The organism is Actinosynnema sp. NPDC037264 (assembly GCF_055603705.1).
The window spans coordinates 77386-96616 of sequence record NZ_JBVJVK010000007.1; the positions used below are offsets into that span (position 1 = coordinate 77386).

At 74.0% G+C, this 19231-nt stretch carries 17 protein-coding genes and 1 tRNA gene; 10 read left to right on the plus strand and 8 right to left on the minus strand.

What is annotated here, in order from left to right; genetic code table 11:
* The first annotated feature begins 6 nt into the window (after positions 1–6).
* Together ACZ7GX_RS11280 and ACZ7GX_RS11285 are read left to right on the plus strand one after the other, a co-directional pair.
* Complete coding sequence (locus tag ACZ7GX_RS11280) at positions 7–318, plus strand: trypco2 family protein (protein WP_498775378.1); 312 nt, start codon at positions 7–9, stop codon at positions 316–318.
* Entirely contained in the window at positions 318–4820 is a 4503-nt protein-coding gene (locus ACZ7GX_RS11285) for a trypsin-like peptidase domain-containing protein (RefSeq protein WP_498775380.1), read from the plus strand. Before ACZ7GX_RS11280 ends, ACZ7GX_RS11285 begins: the two co-directional genes overlap by 1 nt.
* A gap of 39 nt (positions 4821–4859) precedes the next feature.
* Here ACZ7GX_RS11285 and ACZ7GX_RS11290 read toward each other — a convergent pair whose 3' ends face one another.
* Both ACZ7GX_RS11290 and ACZ7GX_RS11295 read right to left on the minus strand, forming a co-directional pair.
* Positions 4860–5459, minus strand: coding sequence for a DUF3558 family protein (locus ACZ7GX_RS11290; RefSeq protein WP_498775382.1), 600 nt, complete (start codon positions 5457–5459; stop codon positions 4860–4862).
* Between the two features lie 11 nt (positions 5460–5470).
* On the minus strand, positions 5471–6337 hold the full coding sequence (locus ACZ7GX_RS11295) for a hypothetical protein (protein ID WP_498775384.1): 867 nt from the start codon (positions 6335–6337) through the stop codon (positions 5471–5473).
* A 224-nt stretch (positions 6338–6561) separates the two neighbouring features.
* Here ACZ7GX_RS11295 and ACZ7GX_RS11300 point away from each other — a divergent pair, with 224 nt between their 5' ends.
* Entirely contained in the window at positions 6562–6918 is a 357-nt protein-coding gene (locus ACZ7GX_RS11300; protein WP_498775386.1) for a VOC family protein, read from the plus strand.
* Positions 6919–6973: 55 nt separating this feature from the next.
* Here ACZ7GX_RS11300 and ACZ7GX_RS11305 read toward each other — a convergent pair whose 3' ends face one another.
* Positions 6974–7459, minus strand: a complete 486-nt coding sequence (locus ACZ7GX_RS11305) for an NUDIX hydrolase (protein ID WP_498775388.1) — start codon at positions 7457–7459, stop codon at positions 6974–6976.
* Between the two features lie 60 nt (positions 7460–7519).
* On the minus strand, positions 7520–9814 hold the full coding sequence (locus ACZ7GX_RS11310; protein WP_498775390.1) for an NACHT domain-containing protein: 2295 nt from the start codon (positions 9812–9814) through the stop codon (positions 7520–7522).
* A 709-nt stretch (positions 9815–10523) separates the two neighbouring features.
* On the opposite strand from ACZ7GX_RS11310, the gene ACZ7GX_RS11315 reads away from it, so the two are divergent.
* Both ACZ7GX_RS11315 and ACZ7GX_RS11320 read left to right on the plus strand, forming a co-directional pair.
* Positions 10524–10598 (plus strand) — tRNA-Pro (locus ACZ7GX_RS11315).
* Positions 10599–10616: 18 nt separating this feature from the next.
* Positions 10617–12926, plus strand: coding sequence for a hypothetical protein (locus tag ACZ7GX_RS11320; RefSeq protein ID WP_498775392.1), 2310 nt, complete (start codon positions 10617–10619; stop codon positions 12924–12926).
* A 58-nt stretch (positions 12927–12984) separates the two neighbouring features.
* Here ACZ7GX_RS11320 and ACZ7GX_RS11325 read toward each other — a convergent pair whose 3' ends face one another.
* Entirely contained in the window at positions 12985–13623 is a 639-nt protein-coding gene (locus tag ACZ7GX_RS11325; RefSeq protein WP_498775394.1) for a DNA-binding response regulator, read from the minus strand.
* A 95-nt stretch (positions 13624–13718) separates the two neighbouring features.
* Between ACZ7GX_RS11325 and ACZ7GX_RS11330 the strand changes: the two genes are divergently transcribed.
* Positions 13719–14624: an oxidoreductase gene (locus ACZ7GX_RS11330; RefSeq protein ID WP_498775396.1), complete on the plus strand. Its 906-nt coding sequence runs from the start codon at positions 13719–13721 to the stop codon at positions 14622–14624.
* 24 nt (positions 14625–14648) lie between these two features.
* On the opposite strand, the gene ACZ7GX_RS11335 is transcribed toward ACZ7GX_RS11330, so the two are convergent.
* On the minus strand, positions 14649–15212 hold the full coding sequence (locus tag ACZ7GX_RS11335) for a hypothetical protein (RefSeq protein WP_498775398.1): 564 nt from the start codon (positions 15210–15212) through the stop codon (positions 14649–14651).
* A 151-nt stretch (positions 15213–15363) separates the two neighbouring features.
* Between ACZ7GX_RS11335 and ACZ7GX_RS11340 the strand changes: the two genes are divergently transcribed.
* Positions 15364–15921: a TetR/AcrR family transcriptional regulator gene (locus ACZ7GX_RS11340; protein WP_498775400.1), complete on the plus strand. Its 558-nt coding sequence runs from the start codon at positions 15364–15366 to the stop codon at positions 15919–15921.
* A 60-nt stretch (positions 15922–15981) separates the two neighbouring features.
* Here the strand turns inward: ACZ7GX_RS11340 and ACZ7GX_RS11345 are convergent, their stop codons facing one another.
* Positions 15982–16560 carry an SMI1/KNR4 family protein gene (locus ACZ7GX_RS11345; protein WP_498775402.1) on the minus strand — a complete coding sequence of 193 codons (579 nt, stop codon included), beginning with the start codon at positions 16558–16560 and terminating at the stop codon, positions 15982–15984.
* A 155-nt stretch (positions 16561–16715) separates the two neighbouring features.
* Between ACZ7GX_RS11345 and ACZ7GX_RS11350 the strand changes: the two genes are divergently transcribed.
* On the plus strand, positions 16716–17012 hold the full coding sequence (locus tag ACZ7GX_RS11350; protein ID WP_498775404.1) for an HPF/RaiA family ribosome-associated protein: 297 nt from the start codon (positions 16716–16718) through the stop codon (positions 17010–17012).
* Positions 17013–17041: 29 nt separating this feature from the next.
* Here the strand turns inward: ACZ7GX_RS11350 and ACZ7GX_RS11355 are convergent, their stop codons facing one another.
* Entirely contained in the window at positions 17042–17662 is a 621-nt protein-coding gene (locus ACZ7GX_RS11355) for a CGNR zinc finger domain-containing protein (protein ID WP_498775406.1), read from the minus strand.
* A gap of 138 nt (positions 17663–17800) precedes the next feature.
* Here ACZ7GX_RS11355 and ACZ7GX_RS11360 point away from each other — a divergent pair, with 138 nt between their 5' ends.
* On the plus strand, positions 17801–18754 hold the full coding sequence (locus ACZ7GX_RS11360) for a pyridoxamine 5'-phosphate oxidase family protein (RefSeq protein WP_498775408.1): 954 nt from the start codon (positions 17801–17803) through the stop codon (positions 18752–18754).
* Positions 18751–19218: a nuclear transport factor 2 family protein gene (locus tag ACZ7GX_RS11365; RefSeq protein WP_498775410.1), complete on the plus strand. Its 468-nt coding sequence runs from the start codon at positions 18751–18753 to the stop codon at positions 19216–19218. Before ACZ7GX_RS11360 ends, ACZ7GX_RS11365 begins: the two co-directional genes overlap by 4 nt.
* Positions 19219–19231 lie beyond the last annotated feature (13 nt).

The window sequence follows — 19231 nt, forward strand, 5'->3', positions numbered from 1 at the left end:
TTGGACGTGACGGACCGGGTGGGGATCGCGGAGGCCATCGACGGGTTGCGGGAGGAGCTGGGCCTGGCCCAGGACGCCGGAGCCGGCCACCAGTTCCGCTTCGAGGTGACCGAGGTCGAGGTCGAGCTCCTCGTCGAGGTGCGCAAGGAGGGCAAGGCCGGCGCGAAGGTGCAGTTCGGCGTGGTCTCGGCGAACGCGGAGGGCAAGGCGGCCAGCGCCCACACCCACCGGGTCAAGCTCCGGCTCACCGCCACCGACGCGGCCACCGGTCGCAACCTCGAGGTCTCCCGGGATGTCGAGCGTCCGTGGACTAGCTGATGGACCAGCGCAGGCTCGCCGACGTCCGCGCGGGGACGGAGGCGGCGGCACGCGGCGCCGGCTCGGGTTACCTGATCGGCAGGCGGCTGGTGCTGACCGCCGGGCACGTCGTCGGCACGCGTGACGGCGCCTGGCCGCGCGTCGTGGTCCGGCTCGGTCACCCGAACCGGGAACGACGGCGGCACGACGCCCGGCTGGTGTGGAGCCACCCAGCGCTGGACGTGGCGCTGCTGGAGCTGGACCCGCCGGCCGACGAGGAGCTCGGCGACGCCGTGCGGTGGGGCGTCGTCGACGGCATCGAGCAGGTCCGCTACTCGGGCATCGGGTTCCCCGGGTTCGCCGACTACGGCGAGGCGGGCGCCGGGGTCGAGCAGCTGGCCGGCGTGGTCAACCCGCTGTCGACGGGGCCGCACGGCGCCTACGTCCTCGACCAGGACGCGGCGCCGCAGCCGGGGCGGCGGGCCTGGGCCGGTGTGTCCGGCGCCGCCGTCTTCTGCGCCGGTCTGCTGGTGGGCGTGGTCGTGCTGGACGACGTCGACTTCGGCAACCGGCGGCTGCACGCGGCGCGCCTGGACACCGTGCTGCGCGATCCCGAATTCCGCCGCCTCGTCGAAGCCGACGGCGGCACGAACCCGGTCGCCGAGTCGGTCTCCGCGCCGCCACCGTCCACCGGTGGACGCCGCACCGCGCCGGCGGCGTTCCGGTACGAGCTGAGCGCGGCGATCGTCGAGTACACGTCCACCGTCGTGGGACGGGACGGCCAGGTGCGTCGGCTGATGGCGTTCAGCGGGGCGCGGGAAGGCGGTTACGCCCTCGTCGAAGCGCCGGCCGGGTTCGGCAAGACGACGCTGGTCGCGGATCTGTGGCGGCGGCACGCCGGCGACGCGTGGGACGGTCCGACGCCCGATCTGGTCGGGTTCTCGCTGCGGCGCGACCTCGGTGACCACACGCCGGCCGCGTTCGTCGCCGGGCTCACCGGTCAGCTGGCGGCGCTGCTGAACCGGTCGGACGACGGCGCGGGCGGGTTCGACGAGTTGTGGCGGGAGGCCGCGGCGAACGCCGGGCCGGGGCGGCCGCTGCTGCTCGTCGTCGACGGCCTGGACGAGGCCGCGCCGGACCGCCCGGGTGTCGCGGAGCTGCTGCCGGCGCACGTGCCCGACTTCACGCACGTGATCGTGACCTCCCGGCCGAGTCCGCGGGCCCGTTCGCTGGTGCCGCCGCACCACCCGCTGCACCGCGCGCACCTCGTGGCGCTGCCACCGCTGTCGGTGGCCGAGATCGCCGAGCTGCTGCACGTCTTCGGCGCCGCCGAGCCCGCGTCGTCCGCGGCGGCCGTGCACGAGGTGACCAGGGGTGAACCGCTGCTGGCCAGGTTCACCGCCCAGGACGTGGCGCGGGACGGTGACGCGGCCCTGGCCGCCTACCGGCGCGAGCGGCCCGCGGACGTGGCCGGGTACTTCCGCTGGCAGCTCGACCTGCTGGAAGTCGACGCCGACGACGACACGACCTGGGAGGCGCTCGCCCTGCTGCTCGCGGCGGCCCGCGGCCTGACCGAGGTCGAGCTCGCCGAGGCCCTCGGCGTGCCCGCCCACCGGATCCGGCGGGCGCTCGCGCCGGTGCGCCGGTTCCTGATCGGTTCGCCGCGGCACGAGCTGATGCACGAGGAGTTCGCCGTGGTGCTGGCCACCCGGTTGACGGCGGCGCAGCGGCGGGCGGCCGACCGGCGCCTGCTCGACTGGTGCCGCGGGTACGCCGACGCGGGGTGGCCCGACGACACGCCCGACTACGCGCTGACCGCCGTCCTCGGCCACGTCGACCGGGCGAACGACTTCGAGCTGGCCGCGCGGCTGGTCGGCAGGCGGCGGCTGGAGCTGGTGGTGGCCAGGACGCTGTCACCGCGGGGCGTGCGGGCGGAGGTGGGCGCGGTCCTGGACATCCTGATGCGGAGGTCGCCGCCGGACGTCGTGGCCGAGATCCGCACCGCCCTGACCGCCGTGAACATCAAGGGCATCGCCGACGACGTCCCCGGATCGCTGCTGGCGGCCCTCGTCGCCGCGGGCGAGACGGCGAGGGCCGAGGCGCATGCCGCGTTGGCCGAACGGCCGATCGACCGTTGCCGGGCGTTCCAGTCGATCGCGGTCGCGCTGTGGCAGGCGGGCGAGCCCGAGCGGTGCCGCCAAGCGGTCGCCGCCGCGGTCGGCGCGGCACGTGCGTCGGGCGAGCAGCACCAGTCGTCGTGCCTGGAGGACTTGGCGCTGGCGCTGTTCACGGCGGGCGCGGTCGAGGACGGTTGCGAGGTGATCAGGGCCTGGGCGCGCGGACGGCCGGTCGCCCTGGCGTTCAAGCGGATCGCGCCCGCCCTGGTGCGCCACGGCGCCGCGCAGTTGGGCCTCACGATCGCGCGGGGCTTCGCCGACCGCGCGGACGTCGCGACGGCCCACGCGCTGCTGGCCCTGGCGCTGGCCGAGGCCGGACGGGTCGACCAGGCGCTGGCGGTCGCCGACGGGATCGACGACGGGATCACCGGTTGGCGCGTCGACGGCCTGCCGCACTCCGTGGCGAGACTGGCGATCGTCGTCGCCGACCGGGGGCAGGTGGACGCCGCGCGCCGGCTCGTCGACAAGGCGGGCCTGCTGCTCGCCGGCCGTCGGCACCCGTCGGACGTGGACCGGGTCGGCGTCGCGGCCGCGCGGGTCCGGGTGGGCGAACCGGAGCACGGCGTGGGCGTCCTCACCCGGCTCAGCCGGATCAGCGAGAGCGGCTGGCGCACCCGGGAGTGGCCGGAGATCACGTGGTGGTTCGACCTCGACTGGGACGAGTTCTCCGGGTGGGCCGTCGCGACGCCGCGACGTGATGCCGCCGTCGTCCTCGCCCACCAGGCGGTCCTCGCCGGGGTCGACGTGGCGCTGCTCGACCTGGCCGCGGCCGGCGAGTCGGCCGAGGTGGTCCGGGCCGCGGTCGCGATCGCGCACGTGCACGAGGGCGCGGTCGACCGGGCGCGGGACCTGCTGGCCGGCCTCACCTCCGACCAGGGGAAGGTCCAGGTGCTGCTGACGATCGCGAGCGCGCTGGCCGCGAAGTCCCCGGTGGACGCCCGAGAGGCCGCCCTCGCCGCGCTCGGCCGCTTGGAGGACGCGCGCGGCGACGTCGCGGTGATCCTGGCCAGGGCCGGCTTCGGGGCGGAGGCGGTCGAGGTCGCCGAGGGGATGCCGGCGCGCTCGATCGCGCGCGGTTCGACGTTCGCCCGTCTCGCGGACGTCCTCGGGCTGGTCGACGGCCCGCCGACCGCCGAGATGGCCGCGGACCTGCTCGACCGGCCGACGTTGGACTCCGACGTGGCCCTCGCGGCGGACGCCGACGAGGTGCTGGACGTGCTGCGCCGGCGCGTGGCGTCGTCGCCGTACCCGCTCGTCCGGCGCGCGATCGACGCGCGCGACGAGAACGGGCTGCGGCGGGTCCTGCCGGAGTTCGACAAGCTGCCGGGTCGCCGGGCCGCGGCGCTGGCCCACGTGGTGCGGGGCCAGTTGGCCGAGGGGCGCGCGGAACTCGCGCGCACGGCCGCGCTGCACTCCCTGTCCGTTCTGCCGGCGCAAGGCGTGGCGCGCGATCGCCGCGTCTTCTTCGACGCCGCCGTGCGCGCCCTGGCCAGGTCCGGGCGACTCGACGCCGCACTGGCCGTAGGCGAGCGGCTCGCCCACCCGGATGCCCGCGTCCCCGCCATCGTCGGGTTGCTCGAAGGCGGTGACGTGGACGCGGCGCTCGACCTGCTCGGCGACGACGCGGGAACCGTGGGCGAGCGCGTGGCCGACCTGCTCGCCTACGACGGTTCGACCGAACTGGCCGTGACCCTGCCGACCGCGCTGCGCCGCCGCGCGGAGCGGAACGACCACAGGAACTCACCGGCTCTCGAAGCGCTCGTCGACGCCCCTGACGGCACGGACCCCCATGCGATCCCGGGGTACGAAGACCTTCGCCGGGGTGCGATGCTCGACGCGGTCGTCACGCGGCTGGCGCGTGCGGGCCGCTTCGAGACCGCGCTGGCCGTCATCCGCGATCCGCGGCCCTACCAGCCGCAGTACGGCGACATGGGTGACGGCGTGCCGAGCGACGAGACGCTGGCGATCGTGCTGACGACGCTGGCCACCCACGCGCACCGCGTGCCGGCCAGGGGGCAGTGGGCCCGGGAGCTCGCGGACACGGCGCACCGCACGGCGTCGGCGATCGGCGCACCGTCCACAACGGACCGACGCCTGACCGCGATCGGCCAGTCGGACGCCAACAAGGCCAGGGCGCTCGCCGCCGTCACCGCCTATCCGGGTCGGTCGGACGACGCGGCGCTCGCCGTGCTGCGCGAGGCGCTGCGCCTGTCCCTCGACTGGAACAGGTACGTGTTCTTCTCGGTGCTGACGGCGGCGATCCCGTTCCTCGAACGGCTCGGCGACGGTGTGCTCGAACGGACCGCGCACAGCGTGCTGGACGTCGACTCGTGGTGGACTGCCTGAGGGCGTGTTCGTCCTGGTGCGCTCCGCGCGGACTCGCGGTCAAGCGCTCGGGATCCGGCTCAAGGCGGTTTCCGCGAGCGTCCGCGCGGCCGCGCACGGGTCGGTGGTCGGGTCGGTGACGTGCAGCATCACCTTGAGCACCACTGTGTCGGTCGGGGCGTCCGGACGGCGGATCCCGACCTTGAGGGTGCAGGAGCCGTCTCCCACCAGCCTGCGGGTCGGGTAGCCGCCGACGAGGCCTTGCTCATCGCCGAGCCACACGCCCGACAAGGCGGAGGTGAGCACCAGCGTCTCGGTGGGGGTTCCGCGGTCGTCCACCGCGTCGCCGAGCTGCCACAGGCACAACGTGCCGGGCAGGGGCCTGCCGGTCTTCGCGGAGGGCGCGCCCGTGGCGGCCGTGACCTCCTGCGCGGTGAGCAACGCGCAGAGGTCGGCGTCCGCGGCGATCCGCTTCGGCCGGTCGGTGGCCAGCTCGTCGGGGCGGACCGTCTCCGCCTGCTCGGTGACCGACACCCACGCGGGCCGGTCCGGGGAGGACGGCGGCGTGGCGGACGACCCGGGCGGTGGCGTCGTGCAGGCCGACACCCACAGCAGCGGCAGGAGGAGCAGGGCGGCCGACCGGCCGGCGGAGAGTGGCACGACGCGGAATCCTAAGCCTGCCGCCGAGTCGGGTGGCTCGACGGCTCGACGGCGTTCGACTCGACGGCGTACGGCGTGGCGCGGACCGTGTCGGCCCGGGTGAACCAGCTCTCGAAGAGGCGGCGGTAGTGGCCGGTGCGCGGCGACCTGTCGTCCGGGGACAGCCGGTCGTAGAACTCGAACGGGCGTATCCGGCCGGTGTCCGTCCATTGCAGGTAAGAGGCGTAGATGGTGCCGTCACCGAAGCGGAAGCCGTGGACGACCGGGACGCAGGCGTAGGTCTTCAGCTCCACGGTGATCCCCTGGCGGCGCAGGTCGTCGGCCTCCTGCTCGATGAACGAGCGGATCTTCGCCGTGCTGCGCCGTGCCTCCTCCGCCCACTCGTGGGGCAGTTCGCCGGAGCTTGCGACGAAGGCCGGGTCGAGGCACAGCAAGGTGATGTGCCAGCCGGTCGGGCGATCGGGCGAGGTCAGCCAGCCGGCGAGCGCCGGCCAGCTGGTGTTCAGCGTCAGGCCGAGCACGGCGAGTCGGCGGTCCCGTCGGCCGACGGTGTCGTCGCTCAACGCGGAGAGCACTCCGCTGATCGAGTGCGTGCCCGGGTCGTGCTCGGCACCCGTGATCCGGGTCCGCAGCGACCGGACTTCGCGGCCCAGCTGGTAGACGGCGATGGTGGTGATCTCCAGCATCACCCCGATCAGCGCGACGAGCCCCGGCAGTTCCAGCCGCCCGAGGTAGCGCTCCAGCACCATCCTGGTCGGCTCGATCGTGGCGAGGATCAGGTAGGTGCCGGCGAGCAGCGCCACCGTGGTCACGGTGATCTCCCAAAGCTGCCGGATCCTCGTCGACACCCGTGCCCGCTCGCGCCGCTTCCGGCTCACGAGGCACCCGCCCCGGACGGCCGCCGACGTAATCGACTTGCCCCATCAAGCTGGTTCACGTGCCCATCCTGCCGGGTCGCGTGGTGCCCCGCCACGTCCGGCACCCGGGTGCTGACGCCTGTCGGAGTGGCGGGCGACGTCCTGATCCCGGCACGCCACACCTGCGGGTGTCACCGCCACAATCCGGACGTGGATCGTCCGCAACAGCCCTTAGCATGACCGGCATGGCCATCGCACGCTTCCCCAGCATCGTCATCGACTGCCCGGACCCCGGTGCGCTCGCGAGGTTCTACGGCGCGCTGCTGGACTGGAAGGTCGACGTCTCCCCCGACTGGGCCGAGGTCCGCGCGGAGCACGGTCAGTGCATCTGCTTCCAGCAGGTGGACGGGTACGCGCCCCCGGTGTGGCCGAGCCAGGAGTCGCCCCAGCAGATGCACCTCGACGTGACCGTCGACGACCTCGACACCGCCGAGGCGGCCGTCCTCGACCTCGGCGCGACCAAACACCCGCACCAGCCGGGCACGTCCTTCCGGGTCTTCCTCGACCCGGCGGGCCATCCGTTCTGCCTCTGCGTGAACTGACCCGGAGCCTCACCCGCACCTTCCGACCCGCGTGCAGCGCCGAAGGTCTGGCGGTTCACGCGGGCGGAGGCCGGGCGACGCGTCGGGCGATCTCGGCGTCGAGGGGGTTCATGGCGTCGGCGACCGGGGCGGACGGTGACCACCACAGGAAGTCGAGCACTTCGTCGTTGACCAGGAGGCGGGGCGCGGCGGTGAGGCGCAGCCGGTAGATGGCGAGGAGTTCACGGCGGTCCGGGGCGACGAGGGTGAACTCGGCCACCGCGACACCGTCCAGCGCCACCTCGCCGATGCCGGTCTCCTCGCGCAACTCCCGGACCGCTGTCTGGCGAGTCGTCTCGCCCGGCTCACGGCCGCCGCCCGGGAGCTCCCACGCCCGGCGCCAACTGTCGAACACCATGAGCACGGCGCACGCGTGCTCGACCACCACCAGGGCGGCCGGGACGACGTCCCGATCACCCAGACCCTCCAGTTCCCGTTCGGCGACGGTGCGGAACCCCACCAACGCGTTACCCGCGCGGTCGCGGATCGGGAGCGGTCGCATGGCACACATCCAACCGCGCCGAGGACGCCAGGTGCGCCGAAGACCACCCGACCGCCACCGTCACGACACCGGCGGCGCCGACTTCCGGCTGAGGTGGTCTTGGAGACGTGCGTGCCGGAACTGGTACACGGGACCGGTCCGGCGGAGGAGGCCCAGTCGGTGGGCGTCGTCCAGGAAATCCAGGAGTCGCAGCGGGAGTTGCCGTTGGGCGCGCAGTGCGAGCACCGCGGACACGTAGCGTCCGCCGGGTTGATGAGATCCGACGCCGAGTGCGATCGCGAGGGCGACGAGGAGACCGACCACGAGTCCGGTCGGCGATGCCCCGGTGCCGCTGAGCACGTCCTGGAGCCAGAACGCGAGGCCGATCACGGAACCGCCCACGATCGACTTGAGGCACACCAGCCGCAGGTCGCGGCGGAACGCGGTGACCGGAGTCGGTGGCCGGTCGTCCGGTTGCGGGGTCTCGGCCCACTCGACCAGCCCGACCGCGAGCCAGGTGGCGCCGCCGAACACCAGCGCGAACACCAGTCCGGAACGCAGCCCACCCGAGGTCTCGCCCGCCGCGCCGAGCACGCCGCCGAACACGAGCCCGGCCGAGGAACCGGGCACGAACCTGAGCACCAGGCCACCCCCGGCCCACCTCGTGAGCCCTCGCACGAGCGATCGGGTTCGACCGCGCAGCCGGAGATCCGCGTACGCCGGCGTCTCCGGTGGGGTGAAACCGACGCCCCGCGCCACCAGCACGCCGACGACCACCACCGGGATTCCGCCCGCGACCAGGAACACCAGGCCCACCACGGGTTCACCGGCGAGGAGTCCCGCGTCGACGCCGGCGCCCAGCAGGCTGAACCCGAACACGAGCCCGGCCACGTGCCCGATCGTGAGCCCGCGGGCGAAGCCGACCACCACCCCGAACACGAGTCCGACCAGGGGGCCGAGGACAGCTCCGTTCACGGGCCCGACCAGAAGCCCTTCGCCGACCGCCACCGCGCACCCCAGCCCGACCCCGGCGACGAGCCCCGCCACGACCGCGGCCCGGCGCCGCGCCGCGTGGTGGAGCCGCCACCAGGCGAAGTCACGGCTGCCCATCGTGGTCAAGTGGTGGGCGAGGAACGTCAGCCACCTCGTCGCGTCGGCCGGCTCCCAGGCCCGCCGGGGCCGGAACGGATGCTCACCGCCCCGCGGCGGGTTCGCGCTGACGAGCGCGGCCACCAGGTGGTCGAGCAGGTGCTCGACCACCGCGTCGGCGCTGCGGAACCGGCCGACCTCGCACAGCTCGGCCGGGTGCTCGCCGGTGTCGACGTAGACCTTGCGGAGCAACCACAGCGCCAGCGGGGTGGACAACGCCTCGGTGAGCGGGCCGCGCCGACCGTCGGTGAGGGTCGCCAGCAGACCGCGCCAGTCACCCACCGCGCCCGGCGGGAGGCAAGCGGCGAGGTAGTCGGCGGCGTCGGCGGGTGTGAGCGGGTTCGGCTCGATGACCGCACCGCCGGTGAGCACGTCCCCGCCCGGCGCGGCGACGGCGGCCTCGTACTCCGCGGTGCGGCAGGTGAGCACGAGGGGGTCCGCGGCGACCTCGTTCAGGCGGAGCAGCACGGCGGGTCGGATGCCCTCGGGCAGTTCGTCCAGACCGTCCAGGACCGGCAGGACCCGCCGCCCGGTCACCAGCGAGCGGGCGGCGTCCGGGCCGAACGCGGTGGCGCGCAACGCCGGGTAGTCCTCGACCAACCGGCGGGTCAGCCACTCGTGGAGCGTCTCGGCGCCGGGATCCCACTCCGACAGGGGGACGAGCACGGGCACGGGTTCACCCGGCTCCGCGTGGTCGAGCAGTTCGCGGAGCAGCAACAAGGCCAGCGTCGTCTTGCCCGTGCCCGGCTCCCCGAGGATCACGAGCCGCCGTCGCTTTAGGCCCCGGAACCGCGCGGCGATGTCGCCGATGCGGTCGGTCCGGCCCGTGAACCGGCGCCGCCCGTGACCGAGCAGGCCGCGCCACCGGCTCTCCCGGGCGACGTGATCGGCGACGTCGAGCTCGGTGAACCGCCACCGCACCGCGAGCGGGCCGGGATCGTCGAGCCGGCGGACGTCGATCTCGGCACGCCACTGGCTCAGCACCTGGCTCGCGAGCAGGCGCTGGGCCGCGTCGGTCTGCTCGGCGGTCGAGGTCGTGAGCGTCACGAGCGGTGGGCGGCGCGCCCAGAGGACCAGCCCCAGCACGAGCGGGGTCAGCGCCGCGACCAGGCTCCCGACGCCGGCCGCCGACTGCAGCCCGTTCGGGGAGCCGAGGGCGAGGACGAGCGCGGTCACGACGGCCACCAGCGCGACCGACGCGATTCCCCACCGTCGCCAACCCGTCACACCACCTCTCTCGCCGACCGTCGCACCGCGTTACGTCGTGCGCACCTGCTACACCCGATCGAGTCACAGGCCGTCGGACTGGACCTGCTCGCCGAGTCCGGTCGCTCGCGGCCCACCCTCGTCGTGCGGCACGGAGACGTCGACGTGGATCCGGTTGCACGGCCGGACCCGGAGCATCCATCCGCTGGAACCACGGCGACGGCCCCCGGCGACGCGGATCGAGCAGGCCCTCGTCACCGACCTGCCCGTACCCGAGCACGGCCCGCCAGAACCGCATCACCTCCGCGGTGTAGGCGTGCGATCGCTCTGTACTCGTGGCGCGCGCGTCGTTTCGCGTGTCCTGCACCGGAGTGTCCGAAGTGGACGTTCGTGGAGCAGATCGCGGGAGTGACGCGTCGGCACGGTCGTTGGTCGGAGCGGCTGCGGCCGGTTCCGGAGAAGATCGGTGTGGCCCTGGCCAGGCGCGCGGGCGCCCGTCTGCGCGGCGTCATCGGTGTGCGCGCCAGTCGCAGCACATTGCCGCGGCTGGTCTGTGACCTGCCGGACCCGACGCCATCGGCCCCGGTCGCGGTCGGCATCGACGACCACGCGCTCAAACGGTGCGTGTCCGGCCACCGCGCCTGCATCCGCGCCGCGAAGGGGCGCCGAGGTCCTCCGCGCGGAAAATCGGGGGCGACGGGCGTGCGCGGCCGATACGATCCGGCCACCTCATGGAGTAGATCAGTGGCAGATCGCCCCGCTCGGGACGGGGAGGGCGCGGGTTCGATTCCCGCCTCCATGTCCACCGACCGCGGAGTCCACTGTGTCCGACCAGATCCGCACCGCTTCCTCCGGTTACGCGACCGGTCGGCTGGAGCGGGCGTTGGCCGCGGTGGCCTCCGCGGGTGCCGGGGCCGACGGTGAGCGCGCGCTGGGCAAGGTGCGGCGCTGGGAGGACGTCGTCAACGGGATGGCCGACGGCACGCTCGCGGTCGGCTCCCGCACCCCCGTCGCGAACACCCCGGCGTGGGTGACGCTCGAAGTCGCGGACGGCGGCTTCGCGACCGGCCGGTACCTGGCCGAGGTGCCGCTGTCCGAGGACGAGGCGGCCCGCGTCGCGTCCCTCCCGGACGACGTGCCCGGCCGGAACGCGCGGGAACGGCTCAACCTCTGGTACCTCGGCGACGCGGGCCAGGCCGAGCTGCTCGACGTGATCCGCCGTGGGCACTACCGGGTCGAGTTGCCGGAGGACGCGGCGCTGCCGGTCGTGGCCCTGCTGCTGGACACGGGCTTCCCGGAGCAGGCCCTGGACCTGATCGCCGACCTGCGCCCGCTGCTGCACCGGCTCCGGCTGACGCCGCGCTTCGAACCGGTCGCCCGGCCGTCGGGCTCCGCCGTCCGCCTCACGTCGGTGAAGGACGCCGCCGCGTCGCTGCGCGCCGTGCGGGTGCCGGCGCGGATCGCCGCGATGCGCGACACGCTGACCGTGTGGGATCCGCTGTACGACCGGCTGGTCGCGTTGTGGTGTCGCACGGTCGACGGCGAGCTGCCCCACCTCGACGCGAACGGGACCGTGCACGGCGGGTGGCCGTGTCGCACGTGGCCGGCCGAGTGGGCGGCGGCCAGGGCCGAGTGGCGCGCGGACTTCGCCGAGGCGTCCCGCACCCACGCGCTCTCGGGCCGGCAGGCCGACCCGAAGAGCAACTTCGCGCGACTGCGCCACGCCCTGGAGTCCTGTCCGGACGGCAGCGACGCGCTCACCGCGCGCGAGGTCGGCTGGATCCGCCGCGCCATCGCGAACACGGTCAGCCGCCGGGGCGCGCCGGAGTCCGACCGGCGGGACGCGTGGCGCACCGCCGGGGCGGCGGCCGTCGCGGCGCCGACCAGGGCCGCGCTCGCCGGTGTGCTCGCGAGCAGGCTGGACCGGTACCCGGCGGAAGGCGGCCTGCCGTCGCTCGACGTCGCGTCGGCCGCGGTGTCCGAAGCCGAGACGACCGCCGGGATCCCGTGCGGCACGACGGTGCCGGACCGCCTGGTGCACAAGGCGGCGCGAGCGCTCGAAGCGCCGGCCGACGAGCTGGTGCGCCTCGGCGTGATCACGTCGGGGGAGACGCTGGCGATCGTGCTGCCGCAGCTCACCTCGCGGCTGCTCGGCACGGCGATCGCCGACCCGGTCGTGGCGGGGCTGTACGAGCAGACCTACCCGGCGTTCCGGCGTCGCCGCGGCCTGCTGCTGCTCGACCTCGAGCACCAGGTGCGGTTCACCGAGCTGCCGTGGGTGCGGGCGCTGGAGCCGCACCGGTCGCCCCGACCGGACGGCGCGGCGGCCGCGTACCGCGCGCTGCGGCAGGTCACGATGCTGGCGCTGACCGCGTTCCCGCACGCCCTGCTGCCGAACCCGCTGGTGACCGAGCTCAGGGCGCTGGCGAAGCAGGCCTCGCTGGAGTTGCCGCTCGTCGAGGAGGTGGCCGCGGACATCTTCACCGGCAGGTTCACCACCAAGTGGCGTGACGCGGCGGTGGTGGCGAGCCGGCTGCTGGCCGGCACGCCCTACGCGAACTACTACGACCTGCCGGCGGACTGGCCCGAGGCGCCGCGCACCGTCCTGCGCTGGGGCAAGCGGACCGCGCCGGACTTCACCGCGCTGTGCCGGGAACGGGCGGGCACCTCCGGTGGCTCGGTCGCGGCGAACGGCATGCTGCTGGAGCAGAGCCAGATCCTGACCACGCACAACCTGGCCGTGCTGGTCGACGGCCTGGACCTGGCCGACGAGGTGCGCGAACGGGCGCCGGAGCTGGCGTGGCGGGTGTTCGACCGGCTCGTCCGCCGGTTCGGCCGGCGGCCGGACCACCGGCACGCGGCGTTGATCCAGGTGAAGAACGCCGCGTACGCGTGGCGGCAGGCCCTGTTCCTGCTCGGCTTCTGCGAGCCGGCCGTGCGGCTCACCCACGCGGAGAGGTTGGCGGGCGAGGTGCGCGGCACCGTGCTCCAGCCCGCGGCCGACGGTCTGCTGCACGTGCTCCACGGCGGTCGCTTCACGGCGGCCGGCACGGTGCGGCACGGCACCGGCCTGCGGTTCCTCGGCTGGAGCGAGGGCAGGAACCCGTTCCTGGTCGACCCCGGCCGCCGCTGACCGGGGTCGCTCCCCCGCGTGGTGATCGCGTCGGCGACCGGCGCGGTGCGACAGCCGCTCAGATCAGGCCGAGGTCGCGGGCCCTCGCCCCGGCCTGGAAGCGGGAGTCCGCGCCCAGGACGGCCATCAGCTCCGCGACCCGACGCCGGTAGGTCCGCACGCCGAGGCCGAGCGTGCGGGCCGCCGTCTCGTCCTTGCAGCCCGACGCCAGCAGCTCCAGCACCCGCGGCGCGAGCGCGCGCAGCTCCGCGTGCTGGGCGTCGTACACCGCCAGGTCGGTCCCCGAGCGCCACGCGGCGTCGAACAGGGACGCCACGTTCTGCACCACCGCCGGCTCCGTCACGATGCCGTAGCCGCGGCGGCCGTCCACCACGTCACCCGCCAGGATCGCGAGCCTGCGGTCGATGATGATCGTCTCGTTGATGTCGTCCTGCGTGATCCGCACCTCCGCGCCCCGCGCCGCGGTGGCGCGGAGGTGCTGCGCCATCGACGGGTTCAGCAGCACCTCGGGCCGGTACAGCTTGCGCAGCCTCGGCATCGACGCCGGCCGCGCGTCACGGGGACGTGGCCGCGTCGCCGCCCACGTGTTCAGGTCCCGCGCGGCGCACGTGATCTCGGCCGCGGTCGCGAAGAGGTGGGCCGTGCGGCTGAACAACTCCTCGTCGCCGTGGAGGACGGGCACGTGGTCGAGGCTCATGCCACCCAGTCTCCGCGCGGCGCAACCCCGTCGCCAATCCCGGCAAGAAGTTGCCATTCCCGGCGGGCCGCACCCGGAGGACCGAAGCTGGAGCCATGAGCACAACGATCGACGCGACCGCCGCCGGCACCTGGGATCTCGGCGACCGGACGGTCAACCGCCTCGGCTTCGGGGCCATGCGGCTGATGAGCGACGCCGACGGCGGCCCCAGCGACCGCGGCCGGGCCATCGAGGTCCTCCGGAAAGCCGTCGAGCTGGGTGTCAACCACATCGACACGGCCGCCTTCTACTTCTCCGCGCTGCGCTCCGCCAACGAGCTGATCAACACCGCCCTCGCGCCCTACCCGGACGACCTGGTCATCACCACCAAGGTCGGCCCCGGCCGCGACCCGGCCGGCGACTGGCTCCACGTGGACGACAAGAAGGGTCTGCGCGGCCAGGTCGAGGAGAACATCCGCCAGCTCGGCCTCGACCACCTCGACGTCGTCAACCTCCGCATCGGCCGCGGGCTCGAACGGGGCGAGGGCTCCATCGCGGACCGCTTCGGGGCGCTCGCCGAGCTGCGGCAGGAAGGTCTCGTCCGGCACCTCGGCATCTCGAACGTGGGCGTCGAGCACCTGCGGGAGGCCCTCGCGATCGCGCCGGTGGTGTGCGTCCAGAACCAGTACGGACTCGTCACGCGCCGCGAGGACGACGCGCTCGTCGAGCTGTGCGCGGAGCACGGCGTCGCGTTCGTGCCGTTCTTCGCCATCGGGGCCGCGATCCCCGGCTCGTCGCCGTTCGCGGCGGCCGACGAGACCGGCAAGGACGTGATCGCCGAGGTCGCGAGGGCGCACGACGCCACCCCCGCCCAGGTCCGCCTGGCCTGGACGCTCCACCAGGGGCCCAACGTCCTCGCCATCCCCGGCACCGGCAACCCGGCGCACCTCGCGGAGAACGTGGCCGCGGCCGGGTTGCGGCTGACCGAGGAGGACCTGGCCCGCTTGGACGCGATCGCGTGAACCCCGGCCGCCCCGGCGACGTCCTCAGCGACCACGCAGGTGCAGGCGGATCGCGGAGATCAGGAAGAAGACGCCGCCCACGGCCGCGTAACCGGCGACGTTGGTGAGCGACGCGGCCGTTCCGGCGGCCTGCACGACGAACGTCGTGCCGGCGACCGCGGAGAGCCCACCGCTGAGGATCATCGGCCACTGGCCGCCGAGCCGGTAGCGCAGGACCGCGACGATCAGCTGCACGATGCCCGCCGCGATCGCCCAGGCGCCCCACACCCGCAGGACGCTCGGGATGCCGGAGGTGACGGCGACGGCCAAGCCGACGGCGGTGAGCAGGCTCAGCGCCATGTTGGCGTACAGCGGCACCCGAGGTCGCGCGGCTCCGGAGGAGCGGAGGTCGACCACGGCGGCGGCGACGTCGAACAGCGGGTAGATCACCAGCAGCGCGATGGCGAACGGGGTGAGCGTCGAGGCGGTGAGGGCGAGCAGGCCCGCCCAGACGATCGCGAAGCCGAATCGGACGAAGTACAGGGCGCGCAGCGCCTTGGCGCCGTCGACCTCGGCCACCGGGGTGCGGGCTTCGGTGGAGCTGGACATCGGATTCCCTCTTTCGACGGTCGAGACGGTGACGGCCCGAGGTAGATAGAACGATCGGTACACCTGAGAGCGTGCGGCACGCGCGCTCGACTGTCAAGACCGACCGTTCTATCTGCTAGCCTCGGGACCGGACCTCGAAGGGGGGAAACGGATGTCGGAAGCTCGGACGCGACTGCTCACCACGGCCAGCGCGCTGTTCTACGCCGAAGGGCTCCACTCGGTGGGCATCGATCGCATCATCGCCGCCGCGGGGGTCACGCGAGCCACCCTGTACCGGCACTTCCCGGGCAAGGACGACCTCGTCGTCGCCTACCTGACGCTGGCCGACGAGGCGATCCGCGCACGCATGGACGCCGCACGGGCGCAGGACACCTCCCCCGACGACGTCGTCCGCACCGTCGCCCGGTCCATCGCCGAGGACATCCAGCGGCCCGACTTCCGGGGCTGCGCGTTCCTCAACGCCGCCGCCGAGTACCCCGACCCGGCCCACCCCGTCCACCAGGCGGTCCTCAGGCACCGGCAGTGGTTCCTGACCGCGGTCACCGAACTCCTGGCCGCCACCGGGAAACCCGACCCGGACGCCGCCGGCCGCCACTTCGCCATGCTGCGGGACGGCGCCATGGCCGCGGGCTGCCTGACCGACCCGAAACCGATCGGCGAGACGTTCCTCCTCGGGGTCGAGAGCCTCCTCGAACGCCGCGGCCGGTAACCGGACGGGCGTGCTCCGACCGGTTCACCGCCGGCGCCTGACGGCACGTCGGGATGCGCCTCAGCCCGGGTGGGAGACGTGCCGGTCGCCCCAGTGGCCGCTGAAGTCCACCGGCCTGCCGGCCATGTCCCACCGGAGGAGGTTGTCCTCGCCGGTGCTCAGCAGCAGCTCGTGGATGGCGCTCGTCATCGGCCCGGGGTGCTCCTCGTGCCACTGGTCGCGGTCGTGGTAGGCGACCCGCCACTCGTCCGGGTCCGCCGAGTCGGTGATCCACCAGAACGTTCCCCCGGCGCCGTCGATCCCCCACGGGTAGAGGCCACCGGGCGCCGGGAACAGCCGGTACGGGACGCCTCGCAGGTAGTCGAGGTCCTCGTCGCCGAAGATCTCCAGCAGCTCGTCGTTGTGCGCCTTGGCCCCTCCGCACTCCTCCGCGCTCTGACCGGGGTTGAAGAACTGGATGGCGCCGCGAAAACCACCGGAGGGGAACCGCGTGAGCAACTCCTTGTAGTCGCCGGGGAGCGGTGTTCCCAGCTCGCGTTCGACGGTGGCCCAGTCCAGCCCCGGCCGGAAACCACCGGCCCGCCACCCGACGAGCTCGCAGATCTCGTCGACGTACGACCGCTTCGGTGCGCCTGCCACGTGTTCCCCCGGTCGCCGCCCGGCCGAACCGAGCTCCGGCACGAGGTTACCGGCGGGGGCGTCGCACGAGGCCGGTGCCCACGCCGCGACTCTCCCGGACCGACCCTGAGGAAAGCTCCGGCGCGGTGTCGCGGAAAAGGGAGGAGGGTGGAGGCATGAGCCACGTGCACGAGATCGCCGACATCCGGGTCGACCTGGCCCCCGGGCTGCCCGGCGAGGCCGCCGAGTACGCCCGCGCCAAGGTCTCCGCCATCGCCAAGTACTCCCCCGCCGACATCTCCTACGCCAAGGTGCGGCTGAGCACGGACGGGCCGCGCCTGCTGGTGGCGCACGCGTCGCTGGACGTCAACGGGACGCCGGTGAACGCCGCCGCGACCGCGGAGACCTACCAGGAGGCGGTGGACCTGCTGCACGACAAGTTGCAGCACCAGCTCCGCGACCTGGGTCGCTGACCCCGGTCGGAGACGCCGCGACGCGACGGTCAGGCCGTCGCGCCGCGGTGGCGCTGGTAGTGGCGGGCGGAACGAGCGCGGTTGCCGCAGCCCGCCGAGCACCACTCCCGGCGGGGGTGGTTCTTGAGGAAGTACAGGACGCAGCCGGGGCCGAGGCAGGCGCGCAGCTGGTGGCGCGTGTCCTGGCCGAAGAGCGCGATGGCGTCCTCGGCGATGGCGGAGACGGCGGCGGAAGCGGCCGGCCCGCCCGTGCGGGTGTGCCGTGACGGGGCCTGGCCGGCGGTCCAGGACAGCGCCGACCAGTGTGGCGTGTCGCCGGCGGCCCGGTTGAGCTCGGTCACGGCCGCGTCCAGGCCGCGGAGGTCGGAGGCGGCGGCCGGGCGCGGGTCCCCGGTGGCCTCGGTCGCCAGCCGGCGCAGCGCGTCGCGCAGGCCGATCAACCGGTGGCCGAGGCGGTCGAGGTCGGCCGCGGTGAGCGCGTCGAGGTCGCCGGGGGTCAGCAAGTCCGTCCTGGCGCAGACGGCGCGCAGCCAGGCCCTGGTGCCGTCGGGGTCGCGCAGCGCGTCGTGCACGCCGTCGCGGTCGGCCCAGACGGTGTTCATCAACTCCACCGGGAGCGGCTCGCCCAGCAGCGGCGCGTCGGTGTCCATGCGGTCGAGGCTACCCCACTTCTAACGGTTGCAGAGGTCTCTATCCGTTGACACGGGCACCGGCGCATGCCATGGTCGTTCTAACGGTTACTGACACCTGCAAACGTCAGAACCGGTGATCGAAGGGGTGCTTCCCGCATGACCGATCCGACCCGTGCCGACACCGCGGGCTTCCACGAGGGCGAACTGGCCGTGCAGCGCCGCGCGGGCGTCTCCCTGGACGCCGCCCGGCTCGCGGGCATGGTGGCGCCCGCCGGGCTCGGCGACGGGGCGACGCGGTTCCTGGCGGACCGCACCTTCGCCGCGATCACCGCGCGCGACACCGACGGCTCGCTGTGGCTCTCACCGCTGACCGGGCCGCCGGGCTTCCTCCACGTCGACACCCCGACCGCCCTCGCGGTGCGGACGTCGCCGGCCGAGGGCGACCCGCTCCGCGGCCTGCCGGCGGACCAGCCGGCCGGGCTGATCGTGGTCGAGTTCGCCACCCGCAGGCGGTTGCGCGTCAACGGCACGCTGTCCGACGCCGGGGACGACGGGCTGCGCGTCGACGTGGAGCAGGCGTACGGCAACTGCCCCCGGTACATCCAGGCCCGACGCCTCCACCGCACCGACGGCACGTCCCCGGGCGCCGCGCCAGTCCGCCGCGGCACGGACCTCGCGCCGGAGGACGTCGACCTGGTCCGCCGGTCCGACACCTTCCTGCTCGGCACCACCCACCCCACCCGCGGCAACGACGCCTCGCACCGCGGTGGGGCGCCCGGCTTCGTCCGCGTCGAGGACGGGGCGCTGTGGTGGCCGGACTACTCGGGCAACAACATGTTCAACACCCTCGGCAACCTGGCGTCCGACCCCGACGCCGCGCTGCTGTTCTGCGACTTCGCCACCGGCCGCACCCTGCACCTGTCCGGCCGGGCCGAGGTGGAGTGGACCCGCCCGGGCGTTCCCGGCGACGACGACCGCACCGGCCGCCGCGTCCACTTCACCCCGCGGCACGTGGTCGCCGGCCGACTGCTGGCGCTGCGGGCCGACTCCCCGGTCCCCGCCCCCGACAACCCGCCGCTCACCGCACCGTGGAGGACCGCCCAGCCATGACCGAAGCACGCCCGCCGTTCCCGCCGTTCGACGTCGACGCCGCCCTGGCCAAGGTCCAAGCCGCCGAGGACGCCTGGAACACCCGCGACCCGCACCGCGTCGCCCTCGCGTACACCGAGGACTCGGTGTGGCGCAACCGGGACGTCTTCGTCACCGGCCGCGCGGAGATCGTCGACTTCCTCACCGCCAAGTGGGCTCGCGAACTCGACTACGTCCTGCGCAAGAGCCTGTGGGGCTTCCGCGAGAACCGCATCGCCGTCCGCTTCCAGTACGAGTGGCACGACGCGGAGGGCCGGTGGTTCCGCTCCTACGGCAACGAGCTGTGGGAGTTCGCCGACAACGGCCTGATGCGCCGCCGCGAGGCGAGCATCAACGACCTGCGCATCGACGAGGCCGACCGCCGCTACTTCGGCCCGCGCCCGCAGGACGAGCGGGGCCCCGGCCACGACATCCCGCTCGCCTGACCCCCGGTCCGCA

What these genes read in the sequence shown, in the direction of transcription:
- ACZ7GX_RS11285 (WP_498775380.1), top strand. Translation starts at nt 318, where the DNA reads ATGGACCAGCGCAGGCTCGCCGACGTCCGCGCGGGGACGGAGGCGGCG.
- ACZ7GX_RS11300 (WP_498775386.1), top strand. Translation starts at nt 6,562, where the DNA reads ATGGCCATCGCACGCTTCCCCAGCATCGTCATCGACTGCCCGGACCCC.
- ACZ7GX_RS11305 (WP_498775388.1), bottom strand. Translation starts at nt 7,459, where the DNA reads ATGCGACCGCTCCCGATCCGCGACCGCGCGGGTAACGCGTTGGTGGGG.
- ACZ7GX_RS11325 (WP_498775394.1), bottom strand. Translation starts at nt 13,623, where the DNA reads ATGAGCCTCGACCACGTGCCCGTCCTCCACGGCGACGAGGAGTTGTTC.
- ACZ7GX_RS11330 (WP_498775396.1), top strand. Translation starts at nt 13,719, where the DNA reads ATGAGCACAACGATCGACGCGACCGCCGCCGGCACCTGGGATCTCGGC.
- ACZ7GX_RS11335 (WP_498775398.1), bottom strand. Translation starts at nt 15,212, where the DNA reads ATGTCCAGCTCCACCGAAGCCCGCACCCCGGTGGCCGAGGTCGACGGC.
- ACZ7GX_RS11340 (WP_498775400.1), top strand. Translation starts at nt 15,364, where the DNA reads ATGTCGGAAGCTCGGACGCGACTGCTCACCACGGCCAGCGCGCTGTTC.
- ACZ7GX_RS11350 (WP_498775404.1), top strand. Translation starts at nt 16,716, where the DNA reads ATGAGCCACGTGCACGAGATCGCCGACATCCGGGTCGACCTGGCCCCC.
- ACZ7GX_RS11355 (WP_498775406.1), bottom strand. Translation starts at nt 17,662, where the DNA reads ATGGACACCGACGCGCCGCTGCTGGGCGAGCCGCTCCCGGTGGAGTTG.
- ACZ7GX_RS11360 (WP_498775408.1), top strand. Translation starts at nt 17,801, where the DNA reads ATGACCGATCCGACCCGTGCCGACACCGCGGGCTTCCACGAGGGCGAA.
- ACZ7GX_RS11365 (WP_498775410.1), top strand. Translation starts at nt 18,751, where the DNA reads ATGACCGAAGCACGCCCGCCGTTCCCGCCGTTCGACGTCGACGCCGCC.